This window comes from Xanthomonas sp. WHRI 8932A, assembly GCF_035012785.1.
In the GTDB taxonomy this organism is placed as follows: Bacteria; Pseudomonadota; Gammaproteobacteria; order Xanthomonadales; family Xanthomonadaceae; genus Xanthomonas.
The window spans coordinates 140,560-156,101 of the sequence record NZ_JAYGQQ010000001.1; the positions used below are offsets into that span (position 1 = coordinate 140,560).

At 64.6% G+C, this 15,542-nt stretch carries 11 protein-coding genes and 1 tRNA gene; 7 read left to right on the forward strand and 5 right to left on the reverse strand.

All coding sequences use genetic code 11. The features are described 5' to 3' along the window. Positions 1–5 precede the first annotated feature (5 nt). From pstC to rnt, 6 genes are all read left to right on the forward strand, one after another. Positions 6–980: a phosphate ABC transporter permease subunit PstC gene (pstC, locus tag VC212_RS00645; RefSeq protein WP_039420811.1), complete on the forward strand. Its 975-nt coding sequence runs from the start codon at positions 6–8 to the stop codon at positions 978–980. Beyond that, positions 980–1,849 (forward strand): phosphate ABC transporter permease PstA, encoded by an 870-nt coding sequence (gene pstA, locus VC212_RS00650; RefSeq protein ID WP_115512051.1) that lies wholly within the window; start codon positions 980–982, stop codon positions 1,847–1,849. Before pstC ends, pstA begins: the two co-directional genes overlap by 1 nt. Before the next feature lie 22 nt (positions 1,850–1,871). Further along, a complete protein-coding gene (gene pstB, locus VC212_RS00655; protein ID WP_039420807.1) occupies positions 1,872–2,702 on the forward strand; it encodes a phosphate ABC transporter ATP-binding protein PstB in 831 nt (276 codons plus the stop codon). Between the two features lie 110 nt (positions 2,703–2,812). Then, positions 2,813–3,523 (forward strand): phosphate signaling complex protein PhoU, encoded by a 711-nt coding sequence (phoU, locus tag VC212_RS00660; protein WP_055844762.1) that lies wholly within the window; start codon positions 2,813–2,815, stop codon positions 3,521–3,523. Between the two features lie 125 nt (positions 3,524–3,648). Further along, positions 3,649–4,044 carry an RcnB family protein gene (locus VC212_RS00665; protein ID WP_323514070.1) on the forward strand — a complete coding sequence of 132 codons (396 nt, stop codon included), beginning with the start codon at positions 3,649–3,651 and terminating at the stop codon, positions 4,042–4,044. 542 nt (positions 4,045–4,586) lie between these two features. Then, the gene (gene rnt, locus VC212_RS00670; protein ID WP_115559786.1) at positions 4,587–5,228 is read left to right on the forward strand and encodes a ribonuclease T; all 642 of its coding nucleotides are present in this window, start codon (positions 4,587–4,589) and stop codon (positions 5,226–5,228) included. 227 nt (positions 5,229–5,455) lie between these two features. Here rnt and VC212_RS00675 read toward each other — a convergent pair whose 3' ends face one another. The 4 genes from VC212_RS00675 to rnr all read right to left on the reverse strand — a co-directional run bounded on the left by VC212_RS00675 (position 5,456) and on the right by rnr (position 12,943). Further along, on the reverse strand, positions 5,456–8,488 hold the full coding sequence (locus tag VC212_RS00675) for a diguanylate cyclase (RefSeq protein ID WP_323514265.1): 3,033 nt from the start codon (positions 8,486–8,488) through the stop codon (positions 5,456–5,458). 238 nt (positions 8,489–8,726) lie between these two features. Then, a complete protein-coding gene (gene rlmB, locus VC212_RS00680; RefSeq protein ID WP_055844774.1) occupies positions 8,727–9,476 on the reverse strand; it encodes a 23S rRNA (guanosine(2251)-2'-O)-methyltransferase RlmB in 750 nt (249 codons plus the stop codon). Positions 9,477–9,791: 315 nt separating this feature from the next. Further along, positions 9,792–10,265, reverse strand: a complete 474-nt coding sequence (locus VC212_RS00685; RefSeq protein WP_323514071.1) for a GFA family protein — start codon at positions 10,263–10,265, stop codon at positions 9,792–9,794. A 134-nt stretch (positions 10,266–10,399) separates the two neighbouring features. Next, positions 10,400–12,943 (reverse strand): ribonuclease R, encoded by a 2,544-nt coding sequence (gene rnr / locus VC212_RS00690; protein WP_115561767.1) that lies wholly within the window; start codon positions 12,941–12,943, stop codon positions 10,400–10,402. 121 nt (positions 12,944–13,064) lie between these two features. On the opposite strand from rnr, the gene VC212_RS00695 reads away from it, so the two are divergent. Further along, positions 13,065–13,151 (forward strand) — tRNA-Leu (locus tag VC212_RS00695). A 464-nt stretch (positions 13,152–13,615) separates the two neighbouring features. On the opposite strand, the gene VC212_RS00700 is transcribed toward VC212_RS00695, so the two are convergent. Then, positions 13,616–15,070 (reverse strand): platelet-activating factor acetylhydrolase IB subunit, encoded by a 1,455-nt coding sequence (locus tag VC212_RS00700; RefSeq protein WP_323514266.1) that lies wholly within the window; start codon positions 15,068–15,070, stop codon positions 13,616–13,618. Between the last annotated feature and the right edge of the window lie 472 nt (positions 15,071–15,542).

Here is a 15,542-nt window from a genome sequence, read left to right on the forward strand (position 1 = left end):
ATCGAATGAATGCCACCGCCCTTCCCGAAGCGATGACCGCCCCCCGCGGCCGCGACCTGCGCGATGCGCGCGCCGACCGCCTGTTCAAGCTTGCGCTGGCCGCCACCGTGGTGTTTGTGCTGTTGGCGCTAGGCAGCGCAGCGCTGTCGATGTTGTGGGGCGGACGCCACGCACTGCAGATGCAGGGCCTGAGCTTTTTCTATTCCGCCGACTGGAATCCGGTCGAAAACAAGTACGGCGCACTGGCGCCGATATACGGCACCTTGGTCACCGCCTTGATCGCGATGGTGATTGCGGTACCGGTGAGTTTTGGCATCGCGTTCTTTCTCACCGAGGTGGCGCCGCGCTGGTTGCGCGGGCCGGTAGGCACCGCAATCGAATTGCTGGCCGGCATTCCGTCGATCATCTACGGCATGTGGGGCCTGTTCGTGCTGGTGCCGGTGATGACCGAACACGTGACGCCGTGGCTCAACGATCACCTGGGCACATTGCCGGTGATCGGCCCGTTGTTTCAGGGTCCACCGCTGGGCATCGGCCTGCTCACCGCAGGATTCGTGTTGGCGATCATGGTGATCCCGTTTATCTCCTCGGTGATGCGCGAAGTGTTTCTGACGGTGCCGACGCGCCTGAAGGAATCGGCGTACGCGCTGGGCTCGACCAAGTGGGAAGTCAGCTGGGACATCGTGCTGCCGTACACGCGCTCTGCGGTGATCGGCGGCGTGTTTCTGGGGCTGGGACGCGCGTTGGGCGAAACCATGGCGGTGGCCTTTGTGGTTGGCAACACGGTGCGTCTGTCGCCGTCGCTGCTTGAGCCCGGCACCACCATCGCCGCATTGATCGCCAATGACTTCGGCGAGGCCACCGAAACCTATCGCTCGGCCTTGTTGCTGCTGGGCTTTGTGCTGTTCATCGTGACCTTCATCGTGCTGGCGATCGCGCGCTTCATGCTGATGCAGCTGTCGCGTCGGGAGGGCAACTGATGTCCGCTTCCTCTGTCTCGCAATCGCTGTACAACCGGCGCCGCGTCACCAATGTGGTGGCACTGTTGTTGTCATGCGTCACTGCATTGTTCGGGTTGTTCTTCCTGGCCTGGATTCTGTGGACGCTGCTGTCCAAGGGCGTGCCCGGCATCGACCTCAATCTGTTCACCAAAATGACACCGCCGCCGATGCAGGAAGGCGGCCTGCTCAACGCCTTCTTCGGCAGTGCGGTGATGTGCGGGCTGGCGCTGGCGATCGGCACGCCGTTGGGCGTGGCGGCTGGTACCTGGCTGGCCGAGTATGGCAATGCGCGCAAGGCGGGCATCGTGGTGCGCTTCGTCAACGACATCCTGTTGTCTGCGCCGTCGATCGTGCTCGGCCTGTTCGTCTACACCTTGTACGTGATGCAGACCGGCGGGCGGTTCTCTGCGTTTGCCGGCGCACTCTCGCTGGCCTTCATCGTGCTGCCGGTGGTGGTGCGTACCACCGACGAGATGCTGCGGCTGGTGCCGGCGCAGATGCGCGAAGCGGCCTTGTCGCTGGGCATTCCGCAGTGGAAGGTCACCGTGCAGGTGCTGTACCGCGCGGCATCGGCCGGCATTCTCACCGGCGTGCTGCTGGCGCTGGCACGCATCAGCGGCGAAACCGCACCGCTGCTGTTCACTGCATTCGGCAATCAATACTGGAACAGCAACATTTTCCAACCGATGGCCAGCGTGCCGGTGATCATGAACCAGTTTGCAGGCAGCCCGTACGAATCCTGGCAGACCCTGGCCTGGTCCGGCGCACTGGTGCTGACCGTGTTTGTGTTGTTGGTGAGCCTGGGCGCACGTGCGCTGCTGTTGCGTAACAAGATTTCCAATGACTGACCTTTCTTTCCGGACACCCGACATGAACGATCTCCAAAACGCCAAGCCGATGCATCGCATCGCTGTTCCGGCCGCCAAGGGGGCGCCGACGGCGCAGGCGCCAGTGAAGGTGGCCGCACGCAATCTGGATTTCTATTACGACAAGTACCACGCGCTCAAAAGCATCGATATCGAGATCCCGGAAAAGCGCGTCACCGCGCTGATCGGCCCCTCCGGCTGCGGCAAATCGACCCTGCTGCGCATCTTCAACCGCATCTACGCGCTATACCCGAAGATGGAAGCGCGCGGCGAAGTACTGCTGGATGGCGAAAACATCCTGTCGCCGAAGTACCCGATGAATCGCCTGCGCAGCAAGGTGGGCATGGTGTTTCAGAAGCCGGTGCCGTTTCCGATGACCATCTTCGAAAACGTTGCCTACGGCATCCGACACCACGAAAAACTGTCAAAGCCCGACATGCAGAACCGCGTGGAACAGGCCTTGCGCCAGGGCGCGTTGTGGGACGAGGTCAAGGACAAGCTGGGGCAAAGCGCGCTGGGCCTGTCTGGCGGTCAGCAGCAACGCCTGTGCATTGCGCGCGCAGTGGCGCTGCGGCCGGACGTATTGCTGCTGGACGAACCCACCTCGGCGCTGGATCCGATTTCCACCAGCCGTATCGAACAGTTGGTGGAAGAACTCAAGCGCGACTACACCATCGTGATCGTGACCCACAACATGCAGCAGGCCGCGCGCGTCTCCGATTACACCGCCTTCATGTATCTGGGCGACCTGATCGAGCACGACCGCACCGAAACGATTTTTTCCCAGCCGTCCAAGCAGCAGACCGAGGACTACATCACCGGCCGTTTCGGTTGATGTAAGGCGACGCACCGCAACGCCCGCACTGAAGCAGCTCCGTCGCCCTGCCCTGCACGTCATTCGGCGCGGCTGACGGACATCCACTACTGCCACGAATCGAGATCACGATGAACCAGCACCTCAACGACCATATCGTCAAAAGCTACGACGAGGAGCAGCACCGTCTTGTCGCCGAGATCGTGCGCATGGGCGACACGGCAGTGGCGCAGCTGGAAGCGGCGCTGGATGTGGTGGAGCGTCGCGACGACAACGCCGCGCATCGCATCGTGGTCAACGACGAAGCGATCGACGCACTGGAACACGCGATCAGCCACGACGTGATGCGCCTAGCCTTGCGCGGCCCGATGGCGCGCGATCTGCGCGAGATTCTGGCCGGCCTGCGAATTCCTGCGGATATCGAACGCATCGGCGATTACGCGGCGAACGTGGCCAAGCGCTCGATCGCACTCAACTCCGCGCCGCCGCTGCCGCAGACGGTGGGCCTGCGTGCGCTGGGTCAGATGGCCGCCGATGCGGTCCGCGAGGCGGTGCAGGCGTACCGCGACAAGGATGCCGATGCGGCGATCCGCGTGCGCGACGAAGATGCACGCCTGGATGCGCAGTACACCGCGCTATTCCGCGAGCTACTGACCTACATGATGGAAGACCCGCGCAACATTACGCCGTGCACGCACTTGCTGTTCATGGCCAAGAACCTGGAACGCATCGGCGACCATGCGACCAACATCGCCGAGAACGTGTGGTTCCTGGTGCATGGCGAACAGCCGCTGCCGCCGCGCCTGAAGCGCGACGACACCAGCACCACCGGCGTGATCTGATCGTCGTAGGGTGTCGGCACGCGCTGCCGACAAACAGCGGAAAGCTTTATTTCATTACGTATTCAGCTAAAAATCCCTACGGTGGGATTGCACACAGGCCGTTCCTGTGACGCAGGAGTACGCAGATGAAACGTCTCATCGGATCTTTCATGGTTGTATCGCTGCTGACCTCGGGAGCCGCGTTCGCCGCGCCCCAGCAGCACGACGATCGCGATCGCGACCGCATCGCACAGCAGCGTCACGACGATCGCGGCCCGGACCGGCATGACGAGCATCGCAACGACAAACACGATAATCGGCGCAGCGCACATCACGACGATCACCGCAACGATCGCCATGGCCCGCCCTTCCGGCGCGGCGAGCGCCTGGCACCGGACCATCGCGGTAACCGTGTCGCCGATTACCGCAAGCATCACTTGAAGCAACCGCCGCGCGGACATGAGTGGCGTCGCGTGGATAACCAATACGTGCTGATTGCCATCGCGACCGGCCTGATCGCCAGCGTGGTCGGCGGGGGTTGATCCCGACGCATCCGTGTCATTAAGAAGGCCCGGTCCGTGACAACGCGGATCGGGCCTTCTTTTGCGTGACGTCGTGGCCGGTAGACAGCGGAGTACAGCCGGAGCGGCCCGTGGCGCCCCGCACGAAAGCTTTGTGCATGCGCTTGATCGATGCTGGCTTACTGGCGGGAACGCGTGCGGATGGGGTTCTGACAGGCGACTCTCTGGTGAGGACGCGGCTTGCTCTTGGATCAACTACGCTCCGCCGGGTGGGCGCGGCATGTGCTCAGTGAGGCGCAGACCACGCGTGCACTCCGGGTCTGTGCAGCCCCTCCCCTCCTGCTGACGACTGCTCACCCGGTCTTGTTCGCCGTTCTGAGCTACACCGCTGGCCGTCATCGACCCGCTGCTTTGCGGTCCATTCGCACGCCCAAGCCCGCCGTCTCGGCAGCGCCGTGGCGATCACAAGTAGCGCTTTGCCTGCCGACCAGATGCGCCAGACCAAAGGCGGATACACCGAGGGCGGGTGCACCGGTCGGGCCCAGGGTGCGACCTGCTAGGCTATGCGGATGAACGAACCGGTCGACCCGCAGCCTGCCCCCTCCTTTCTGCCCATGTCGCGGCGTTTCCGCGGCTATCTGCCCGTGGTGGTGGATGTGGAAACCGGCGGGTTCGACTGGAACAAGCACGCATTGCTGGAAATCGCCTGCGTGCCGATCGAAATGGGTGCCGACGGGCGCTTTTTCCCCGGAGAAACCGCCAGCGCGCATCTGGTCCCGGCCCCAGGACTGGAGATCGATCCCAAGTCGCTGGAGATTACCGGCATCGTGCTCGATCACCCGTTCCGTTTTGCCAAACAGGAAAAGGACGCGCTGGACCATGTGTTCGCACCGGTGCGCGCCGCGGTGAAGAAATATGGGTGCCAGCGCGCCATCCTGGTTGGCCACAACGCGCATTTTGATTTGAACTTCCTCAACGCCGCCGTTGCGCGCGTGGAGCACAAGCGCAATCCGTTTCATCCCTTCAGCGTGTTCGACACGGTGACCCTGGCTGGCGTGGCGTACGGGCAGACCGTGTTGGCGCGTGCCGCGCAGGCGGCCGGTCTGGACTGGAACACCGCCGATGCGCACAGCGCGGTCTACGACACCGAACAGACCGCACGGCTGTTCTGCACCATCCTCAATGCCTGGCCCGGGCCTGTTTAGGGCTGGGATTGGGGATTGGGGATTGGGGATTGGCAAAAGCGGGGCGTTTGCGCGGCTGAAAGATCAGCCGGGTGCGGCAGCAACAGAGCAGCTGCTGCTCACTGCATGCAGCGTTGCCGGAGCGTGCGGTTAGAGCCTTCGTACTTCCCAGCCGCCCTGCAGGAGCAGCAAAGCGCCAGCCACCGCGCTTTTCCGATTCCCGATTCCCGATTCCCGACTCCCAGCCTTTAACCAGCACAGATCCGGTCGCGCCCTGCGCTCTTGGCTTCGTACAACGCGTGGTCGGCGCGCTGCATCAACGATGAGCCGGTGTCCTCGTCGCGCAACTCCGACACGCCGGCGCTGAAGGTCACCTGCAACCCTTCCACATCGCCCCAGTCGGCGCGCGCATGGAACAGCATGCGAATGCGCTCGCAGAGCGCCTGTGCATCGTCCAGTGTGGTGTCGGCCAACAGCAGGGCGAACTCTTCGCCGCCAAGACGCGCAGGCAGATCCGAGGCACGTGCGGCTGCGGTCAGCAGCTCGCCGACATCGTGCAGCACCGCGTCGCCAATGGCGTGCGAGTAACGGTCGTTGATGCGCTTGAAATGATCGATATCCAGGATCGCCAGCACCAGCGGCCGGCCACTGCGACGTGCGCGGCTGATGTCGCGCGCCAGCGCTTCGTCGAAGTGGCGACGGTTGGGCAAGCCGGTCAGTGCGTCCTCGTGCGCCTGGCGCTCGAACACGTCGGACTTGATGCGCAGGCGCGTCAACAACTCGCTCTTTTCCTGATTGGCCTGCAGCAGGCGCTGCGCCTGCAACTGCAGATCCTGTGTGCGCTTGCGCACCAGTTCGGCCAGGCGGGCGCTGTGGGTCCTGTAGCGATGCAGCAGCGCCCGATACAGCAAGGCCAGGGCAAGAATCGCGCCCAGCACCGCAGCAAACCGCACATCGTGGCGTTGCCACCACAGCGGCAGCACGTCGAAGGTCCAGCGCGCCTCCTGCGGGCTCCAGGCACCGCCCGGATGACGGGCCGCCACCCGCAGGGTGTAATGCCCCGGCGGCAGGCCGATGAACTCCACGCTGCGCTGCCGGCCACGTGCAATCCACACGTTGTCCAGGCCGTCCAGACGGGTGCGGTATTCGATACGTTCGGACAGCAGAAAACTCATGCCCACATACGAGACATTGAGCCGGTCGCCGCCGGGTAGTTGCGCTTGTTGGCGCCAGGCCAGCGGGCGGCCGTCCTGTTGCACGCTTTCGATCAGCGGCGGCGGTGGGCGTCGCTCGCGAAACCGCTGCAGGCGCGCCGGGTCCACCGTGCTCACACCACCGGCGGTGACCACCCAAACCGAGCCATCGGCACGCGCGATCATGCTGGGGCCGGAGCTGCCGTTGGCCTGCGCGTTGCCCATGCCGTCGATCTCGCCGTAGCGCTCGATGTCCAGCGTGCCGCGTCCATCGGCCACCGCATCGAGCGCAGCGAACGCAGTGCGCAGCACGCCGCGATTGCTGCTGATCCATGCGTTGCCCCGCCGATCGTCGACGAGCTGGAACACCGTATCCACCGGCATGCCCTGCTCCAGACCCACGCGTGCAAGCGTGCCGCCGCGCATGCGATACAGACCGCGATCGGTGGAGATCCACACCGCATCGCCAATCGACTGGAAGCCGAATACGCTGCGTGCACCACCCAAGCGTTCCAGGTCCAGTTGCTGCACCGTGCCGTCGCGCAACACCGCCGCGCCATCGACCGAGCCGATCCACAGCGCGCCGTCGATGCTGGCCAAGGCAGTCACCACGCCACCGGGCAGGCCATCGATCGCCACCGGCACGCGCTTGCCGTCCACTAGCTGCACCACGCCGCGCTGAGTGGCCAGCCACACCGCAGCGTGCGCATCGATCACGATGGCGCGGATATGGCCACTGGGGATGCCATCCGCCTCGCCGTAGTGCTGCAGCACGCGGCCATCGCGCAGCACGAACACACCGTCGGCATAGGTGCCCACCCACAGGTCGCCCTGCCGATCCAGCGCCAGACTGAGCACCGACAGCCGACGTCCCGACGGGGTGGCGACAGGAACCGGCATGATCCGGCCGTCCGGCAACATGCGGTCCAGACCGGCGGTGCTGGCGATCCACAGACTGCCATCGCGATCTTCGAGTACTGCGCGGGCATAGTCGCCGCTCAACCCGTCGCGCTGGCTGTAGCTGCTGAACAAGGTCTCGCGCAATCGGAACAGGCCACCGTTGGCGCCGACCCAGATGCTGCCTTCCGCATCTTCGCGCAGGCTGACGATGCGCCCGGTGGGCAGGCTGCGGCCTGCCGGCAAATGCTCTACCCCGTGGCTGCCGATCCGTAACAGCCCCTGGTTTTCGCTACCCAGCCACAGATCGCCATTGCGATCCTGCAGCATCGCAGTGAAGTGGCCCTGCCCCGGCAGCCGATGCACCAGCTCGGCGCGCTCGTCGTGCAAGCGATACAGCTGCTCGCCTGCGACCACCCACACCATGCCGTCCGGGGCGCGATACGGCCACGCCAGGCCCGGCGGCAGGCCGAATGACGCTGGCGCACGATGCATGCGCCCATCCGGTTCGCGATAGATCAGCCCGTCCAGCGTACCGATCAGCAAGCGGCCCTGGCCGTCGAACAACATGCGCGGAAAACTGCTCTGCAGCGGCACGCCATCGCGCGGCGGAAAATATTCGAAACGTCCATCCGGCCACAGGCACCCCAGCCCATGGCCTTCGAACAGCAGCCACATCCGGCCGTCCGCATCCATGGTCATCGCGTGGATCAACGCCTGCGGCCACTGGCCCTTGCGTTGCCACTGCCGCCACTGCCCATCGGCGCCGTGACGCACCAGATTGCCGCGCGCATCGCTCAGCCACAGCGCGCCATCGCGATCCACGTACAGGGCGCCGACGCCGTTATCGGGCAGACCCGGTCGTGTGCTGCGATCGATGACGTTGAATTCCAGGCCGTTGTAGCGGACCAGGCCTTCCCAGGTGGCGAACCACAGGTAGCCGTCGCGGGTCTGGGCGATATCGCGCAGCGAGTTGTGCGGCAGGCCGCTGCGCGAACTCCAGCTGTCGATGGCGTAGTCGCGTAATCGCGCGGTCCCGATAGGTGCGGCGATCGCCGTCAGCGAACACAACGCCAACAGCATGCAGACGCCAGCGCCGAGCCAGCGCCGCCACTGTCCATGCCATCGTGCCGACGCCTTGCCGGCGTCTCTGTTCTCGCCCGTACCGCAGGCGCCCACCCCAAGTTTCATCAGACACGACACGCCGTTTGCTGGCGATATGGTAGGCAAAAAGTGACGCGGGCGCTGAGCGTTCGCGCTGGCTGACGCCGAAAGCCTTGCAGCTGCGGCGTCGTACGCGCCATCGGCAGCACCTCGTTGCCAAGCGCAGCGTCGCAATCTGCGCAGATTGCGCTATGCCTGCATGTGCGCAACGTGCCTATTGCATGCTGGAGGCAGCGCGTGATCGCGCGCCTCCGTACCGCATCGCTCAGGCACCCAGGCGCTGGCGCACGACCTCGAACAGGGTCACGCCGGTTGCGACCGACACATTGAGGCTTTCGATATCGCCCGGCATCGGAATCTTGACCAGACCATCGCAATGCTCGCGGGTCAGACGACGCAGACCGTCGGCCTCACCGCCCAGCACCAGCCCGACATTGCCGCGCAGGTCGACGCTGTACAACGACGCCTCGGCCTCTCCTGCCAGGCCGTACAACCACACACCTTGCTTCTGCAGGTCGCGCAGGCAGCGTGCCAGATTGGTCACCGCTACCACCGGGATGCGGTCGGCGGCGCCGGCCGAGGTCTTGCGCACGGTCGCATTCACCGTGGCCGACTTGTCCTTGGGGATGACCACCGCAGTGGCGCCTGCGGCCGCGGCGCTGCGCAGACACGCACCGAGGTTGTGCGGGTCCTGCACGCCGTCGAGCACCAGCACCAGCGCGCGACCTTGCGCAGCCTCGACCAGGCCTTCCAGTTCGTTCTCCGCCCACAACCGTGCGGCGGCGTAGCGTGCGGCAACACCTTGGTGGCGTACCTGCCCGCCCACACCGTCCAGTGCCTGGGTGTTGACCCGGCGCACGTCGATCCCCTTGCGGCGCGCCTGTTCTTCGATCTCGGTCAGACGCGGGTTCTTGCTACCGGCCTCGATCAAGACCTCGCGCACGTTGTCGGCGTCGTTCTCGACGGACGAGGCGACAGCGTTGACGCCGACGATCCACTGGTTTTGCTTGCTCATTGCGCGGGCATACGAAGAAATGAGGGGGAATGGTAGGGCCTGCGGCCTGCTACGTCACGGCCGGGGCAAGGATCGCCCGAGAAATCGGGCCAAGGTCATGCCGCAATGCCACGGGCAGCTGGCGGAGTCATGCGCCGCTGGCTGAAGTGGGCAGGCCGCAAATATATCGGTACGCCGGATGTCTTCGCGCCGCGTGAACCGCTATGGGCAGGTCCTTGAACGCGTATCGCGCCGACGTCGGCAACACGCCGCAACGCATCGACATCAGCATGATTGAAGACAGCAATGACCTGCATTGCCAAGCAACATCGCTACTTACGCCGGCCACCGCTCGGTGTCGTGGTCCGGATGCTGATGCGAGACGAGCGCGGCCTGAAACGCCAATGCAGCAGCGTCATTCTCGCTCGGGCGTGTCGGCAGCTGCACCAGGGTATCGACGAACGGCAACTTGCGCTCCACCGCGTACTGAATGTGCGGAGGCAACCGCTCCGGCGTGTCGAATGCACCTGCCGCAATTGCCACGCCGTCAGGCGCTTCATAGGTCAATGGCGTCCCGCACTCGGCGCAAAAGCCGCGCTGTACCACTGACGAGGAGGCAAAGCGCTTGGGCTCGCCACGGGTCCAGCGGAACTCGGTGCCACGCACCGACACCAGCGGCGCGTAATACGCCCCGAAGGCTTTCTGACACATGCGGCAATGACAGATCGATGCGTCGTCCAGCACGCCGCGCACATGAAAGCGCACGGCGCCGCATTGGCAGCCACCGCTGTATTCGGAAGATGCGTGCATGGTTTGCCTCGCAGATCAGCGTGTTATGCAAGCCACCGCGTCATCACGGTATGCAGCGGCACTCACGACGCACTTGCCGACGCAATGTATTGCGGGCAGCCATCCCGGCCGCCCGCAACACCATGCATCCAGTATCAATACGACTTTTTCTTGCGCTTGGTCGGCTTCTCGCGCGGCGGCAGCGGTGCTTCGGCAGGCGCACCATCCTCTGCCAAACGGAAATCGATCTTGCGTTCTTCCATGCTGGCCTTGAGCACCAGCACGCGTACCGGGTCGCCCAGACGGAACTCGCGACCACGGCGCTCGCCGCTAAGCGTCTTGCGGATCGGGTCGAACTGGTAATAGTCCTGCGGCAACTGGGTGACATGCACCAGGCCATTGACCTTGGACTGGGTCAGCTCCACGAACAGGCCGAAGCCGGTCACGCCACTGATCACGCCATCGAACTGGCCGCCGACATGCTTTTCCATCCAGGCGGCGCGATAACGCTCGTCCACTTCGCGCTCGGCTTCATCGGCACGGCGTCCACGCTCGGAGCATTGCAGCGACAAGGCCGACATCTGCCGCGGCGTGTAGATGAATTTCTCCGGGCTGGCGCCGGTCAGGGCGTGCTTGATCGCGCGATGCACCAACAGATCCGGGTAGCGGCGGATCGGCGAAGTGAAGTGCGCATACGCCTCCAACGCCAGACCGAAGTGACCGTTGTTATCGGGCGAATACACCGCCAGGCTCTGGCTGCGCAGCAGCACCGATTCCAGCAGCGCGGCATCCGGGCGCGCACGCACCTTCTTCAGCAGCTTGGTGTAATCGCCCGGGCGCACCTTGCTCCACGCCGGCAGGCTGAGCTGGAATTCCTTGAGGAACTCCAGCAGGTCTTCGTACTTGCTCTCCGGCGGCCGCTCGTGCACGCGATACGGCGCAGGCACATGCACACCCAGCAGATAGCGCGCGGCTTCCACGTTGGCGGCGATCATGCATTCTTCGATCAGCTTGTGTGCGTCGTTCCGCACCAGCATGCCGGCCTGGGTGACCTCACCGGTGTTGTCGAGCACAAAGCGTACTTCGGAGGTTTCGAACTCGATCGCACCGCGATGCGTCCGCGCCTTCGACAACACGTTGTACAGCTGATGCAGACGCTGCACCTGCGGTAACAACGGGCCGATGAATGCCTTGGTATCGGCATCGTCTTCGCCAACCGCCTTCCAGACCTGGTTGTAGGTCAGGCGCGCATGCGAGTTCATCACCGCTTCGTAAAAACGCGAGCCGGTCACTTCGCCATCGCGGCCCACCTGCATGTCGCAGACAAAGCACATGCGGTCGACCTTGGGCATCAGCGAGCAGATGCCGTTAGACAGAGTCTCCGGCAGCATCGGCACCACAAATCCCGGGAAATACACCGAGGTGGCGCGCTTTTGCGCTTCGTCGTCCAGCGGCGTGCCGGGACGCACATAGTTGGACACGTCGGCGATCGCCACCACCAGACGGAAACCGTCGGCATTGGGTTCGCAATACACCGCGTCGTCGAAATCCTTGGCGTCTTCGCCATCGATGGTGACCAGCGGCATCTGCCGCAGATCCACACGCCCACCGATCATCTGCGGTTCGACCACCAACGGCACGGCGGCCGCTTGGTCCAGCACTTCCTGCGGGAATTCGTGCGGCAATTCATGGCCATGGATGGCCATTTCCACCACCAGCGACGGCGTCAGCTTGTCGCCCAGCACCGCGATGATCTTGCCGATGGCCGGGCGGCGGGCGTCCGGCGGTGCGATCAGTTCGCACACCACCAACTGCCCCTCGCGTGCCTCACCAATGCCGTCCGGCGCAATCTGCACGTTGCGTTGCACGCGCTTGTCGTCCGGGTCGACGTAGGCCACGCCGTGCTCGTAGAAAAAGCGCCCGATCATGCGCGACATGCGCCGTTCGAGCACGCGTGCGATGGCGCCTTCGCGGCGGCCACGGCGGTCGATGCCGGTGACGTTGGCCAATGCACGGTCGCCGTGCATCACCTTGCGCATTTCGAACGGCGGCAGGAACAGGTCGTCACCGCCCTCGTCCGGCTTGAGGAAACCGAAGCCTTCCGGATTGGCGATCACCACGCCGGCGATCAGGCTGGTCTGCTGCACCGGCGCGTAGCCGCCGCGGCGGTTCTGCACCAACTGCGCTTCGCGCACCATCGCCGCCAGGCGCTTGCCCAGCGCGTCGATGCGGTCGCTCAGGCCGAGCTGCTCGGCGATCTCTTCGGCGGTCTGCGGGCCGTCGCAGGCTTCCAGCAGCTGCAGGATGGCTTCGCGGCTGGCGATCGGCTCGGCGTAACGCAATGCCTCGCGGTCGGCATGCGGATCCTTGAATCCGGTGTCGGCGACGGCAACGGTGTCGGCGACGGCCTGGACGGTGTCTTTCTGGAAACGTTCCGGCGGCGGCGCGGGCGGACCGCTCTTGCGTGGATGCGGCGCGCGGGGCGCAGCAGGCTCGACCGGAGGTGCCGGCTGATCGGACGACGCCTTTGCCGCAGCGCGCTTGTTGGCGGATTTGGTGGACGCACCTGCCGCAGCGCGGACCAGGAAGTCCGGCATCCAGCCCGGCAGTTTCTGTTGCTCGGCGGTCGTGGACTCGCCCGGGCTGGCGGATTTGCGGCGGCTGGGCCGGTCGGAATCGGGGGTATTTTTCTTTGTCATTACCCTAATGGTAACCCCTGCGGTCCTGACATGGGCGGCAAGGCCAGCCAGGCCGTTGGCGATTGCTACACATCACCCGTTGACAACCTCGCCAGGAGTCTGCAAAATTCGCGGCTCACCTGCCCAGGTGGCGGAATTGGTAGACGCACTAGCTTCAGGTGCTAGCGGGGGCAACTTCGTGGAGGTTCGAGTCCTCTTCTGGGCACCAGTTTAAAAAGACCTCCGAGCGATCGGGGGTCTTCTGGTTTCTGGGGTTTGAAAATGCGGGCGCTGCGGTTGAGCGCCGATGCCGATCAGCGCCTGAGTGCCGATGAGGTGATTCAGAGCCGCTAAGAAAACTTAGCGAGCAGTCCTCGGCCGGATGTGGATGGAGCGCTCAAAATCGCAATGGACGATTGGCAAGTGCCAGCTCCGGGCACCGGCCGCGCCCGCCGGGTGGTGAGCGCAGTCGTTTGATTAGCTGCTCTCTGCCGATTGATCCATCGACGTGATCGGATGATCGCGACGCCTACGCGGCCTTGCGCTCCACTCCATCACGACCGCCGATCAGCGCTACGACCAACTCGTCTCTGCCCAGACCTACGGCGCACGCTGCACCACGGTCGAATACCAAGACTTCGAAACGACACGACAGCGCCCACCTGCCTGGCGGGCGCCGCCGTGGTGGCCGTCCTACGGAGCGGCCGTTATTCCAGCATCGCGCAGTGCCTGCGCCCAGATCCTGTAACCGGCCTCGCTGGGATGCGTACCGTCGGGCATCAGCGCCTCCGGCAGGCTGCCATCGGGCTGCAGCAGCTGCTTGCCGATATCGACCAGACGCACCAATGGGTCGGCCGCATAGCGTGCGCGCAGCAGGCGATTGGTTTCGGCAATCGGGCCGCGCTGTGGATCGCTAGCAGTGCGGCCGCGCGGCATGATCGCCATCAAAATCAACTTGCTGTTGGGCATGCGTATGCGTACTTCGCGCACGATGGCATCGACGCCCTGCGCGGTTTCGGCCGGCGTGCTCGCACGCGATTGCGCGGTGCCGGTGAGGTTGTTGGTGCCGATGTGCAGCACCACCCAACGCGGCTCCAGGCCATCGAGCTCGCCCTGGCGGATGCGCCACAACACGTTCTGCGTGCGGTCCCAACCAAAGCCCAGATTCAACACCGGCCGCTGGCCGTACAGCCACTGCCAGGACTGCGGCCCACTGACGCGCGTGGCATGCGGCGGGCCCGACCAGAAGTGGGTGATCGAATCGCCAATCATCACCACCTCCGGCTTCAAACTGCGCGCGGCAGCAAGCGCGGCATGATGGCGTGCGTACCAATCGTAGGAATCCTGCTCCAGCCAATCGACCGGCATCAACGCGGTGGTCACGTCGCGGCCGAGTTGGGCCACCGGCTTGACCGGCGCTTCACCCAGCAGCCGCGCCAGGGTCGGCTCGATCGCCTCGGCCAGCATGCGCTGGCCCTGCGTATCCGGATGCAATGCACCGGCCGCCGGACGAAAGCGCGTGTCGTAGAACAACTCGGTGCGTAGCTTGCCGTCGCGCTGGAACACCGAGCCAACATCCAGATAGGTCACACGCGGGTTGTCGCCGTAGCGCACTGCCAGACCCTGGTTGATCTGCGCATCGCGACGCGATTTTTCGCCGGAAATCGCGCTGGGCAGCACACTCAACAGCAGGATGTGCGTGCGCGGCAGCTTTTGTTCGATCGCCGCGACTACCGCGTCGATGCCGAGCTGGGTCTGCTCCGCGGTCTGGCCGAGGTGGCCGGTGTTATTGGTGCCAATCAGCACCAGCGCAACCTTGGGCTGCAGGCCATCCACTTCGCCATTGGCCAGCCGCCACAGCACGTTTTCGGTGCCATCGCCGCTGAAGCCCAGATTGAGCGCGCCGCGGCTGCCGTAGAAGGTCTGCCAGGTGGGCTGGAAGTCTTCGTCGGGCGCCTTGGCTTTTTCGTAGTTCTGCGTGATGGAATCACCGATCAACAGCAGCTTCGTCTCAGGATGCTGTTTGACCTGCTCCAGCACCTGCGCGTGACGCTGAGACCACCAGGGCTCCTGCAGGCGGTCGGTGGGCACGATTGAGGGAGATGGCGTTTGCGCAAGCGCAGGCAGCATCAGCAGGCACCACGACATGCCAAGGCCGATCGCGGCAAGCGGCCGGATACGACCGCGAAACAGGGAGGGAAACGTGAGCATGCGTGACAGGAAGGATCGGAGGAATTCCGATTGTGGGCTGCGCCGTTGGCACCTCACAAGCTAATCCGACAAGCGCGCTCCGTTTCCGCCCCACTGTCGAGGCAGGACTAACGATGCAACGACTAGACGAGGCACCGATGCACCGACACGACACTCCCTTCTCCCGCCTGCGGGAGAAGGTGGCGCGCAGCGCCGGATGAGGGTCCTATGCGGGCCCATCCGCCCACGAGGCCCGTCTCCCCGCAAGCAAGCGAAGGCAGATGGATCTGCCTGTCGCCTGGATAGATCTTGCTGCTCTCGATAGCGCGCAGAGTCCCATCGCGCAGCGCGCACTAGTCGCACTCGTCCGCGCCGACTTCAGCGCAGCCCGGTTTCGCCGCGCGCGATCAACAGGCGCTGGATTTCCGAC

What these genes read in the sequence shown, in the direction of transcription:
- pstC (WP_039420811.1), top strand. Translation starts at nt 6, where the DNA reads ATGAATGCCACCGCCCTTCCCGAAGCGATGACCGCCCCCCGCGGCCGC.
- pstA (WP_115512051.1), top strand. Translation starts at nt 980, where the DNA reads ATGTCCGCTTCCTCTGTCTCGCAATCGCTGTACAACCGGCGCCGCGTC.
- pstB (WP_039420807.1), top strand. Translation starts at nt 1,872, where the DNA reads ATGAACGATCTCCAAAACGCCAAGCCGATGCATCGCATCGCTGTTCCG.
- phoU (WP_055844762.1), top strand. Translation starts at nt 2,813, where the DNA reads ATGAACCAGCACCTCAACGACCATATCGTCAAAAGCTACGACGAGGAG.
- VC212_RS00665 (WP_323514070.1), top strand. Translation starts at nt 3,649, where the DNA reads ATGAAACGTCTCATCGGATCTTTCATGGTTGTATCGCTGCTGACCTCG.
- rnt (WP_115559786.1), top strand. Translation starts at nt 4,587, where the DNA reads ATGCGGATGAACGAACCGGTCGACCCGCAGCCTGCCCCCTCCTTTCTG.
- VC212_RS00675 (WP_323514265.1), bottom strand. Translation starts at nt 8,488, where the DNA reads ATGAAACTTGGGGTGGGCGCCTGCGGTACGGGCGAGAACAGAGACGCC.
- rlmB (WP_055844774.1), bottom strand. Translation starts at nt 9,476, where the DNA reads ATGAGCAAGCAAAACCAGTGGATCGTCGGCGTCAACGCTGTCGCCTCG.
- VC212_RS00685 (WP_323514071.1), bottom strand. Translation starts at nt 10,265, where the DNA reads ATGCACGCATCTTCCGAATACAGCGGTGGCTGCCAATGCGGCGCCGTG.
- rnr (WP_115561767.1), bottom strand. Translation starts at nt 12,943, where the DNA reads ATGACAAAGAAAAATACCCCCGATTCCGACCGGCCCAGCCGCCGCAAA.
- VC212_RS00700 (WP_323514266.1), bottom strand. Translation starts at nt 15,070, where the DNA reads ATGTCGTGGTGCCTGCTGATGCTGCCTGCGCTTGCGCAAACGCCATCT.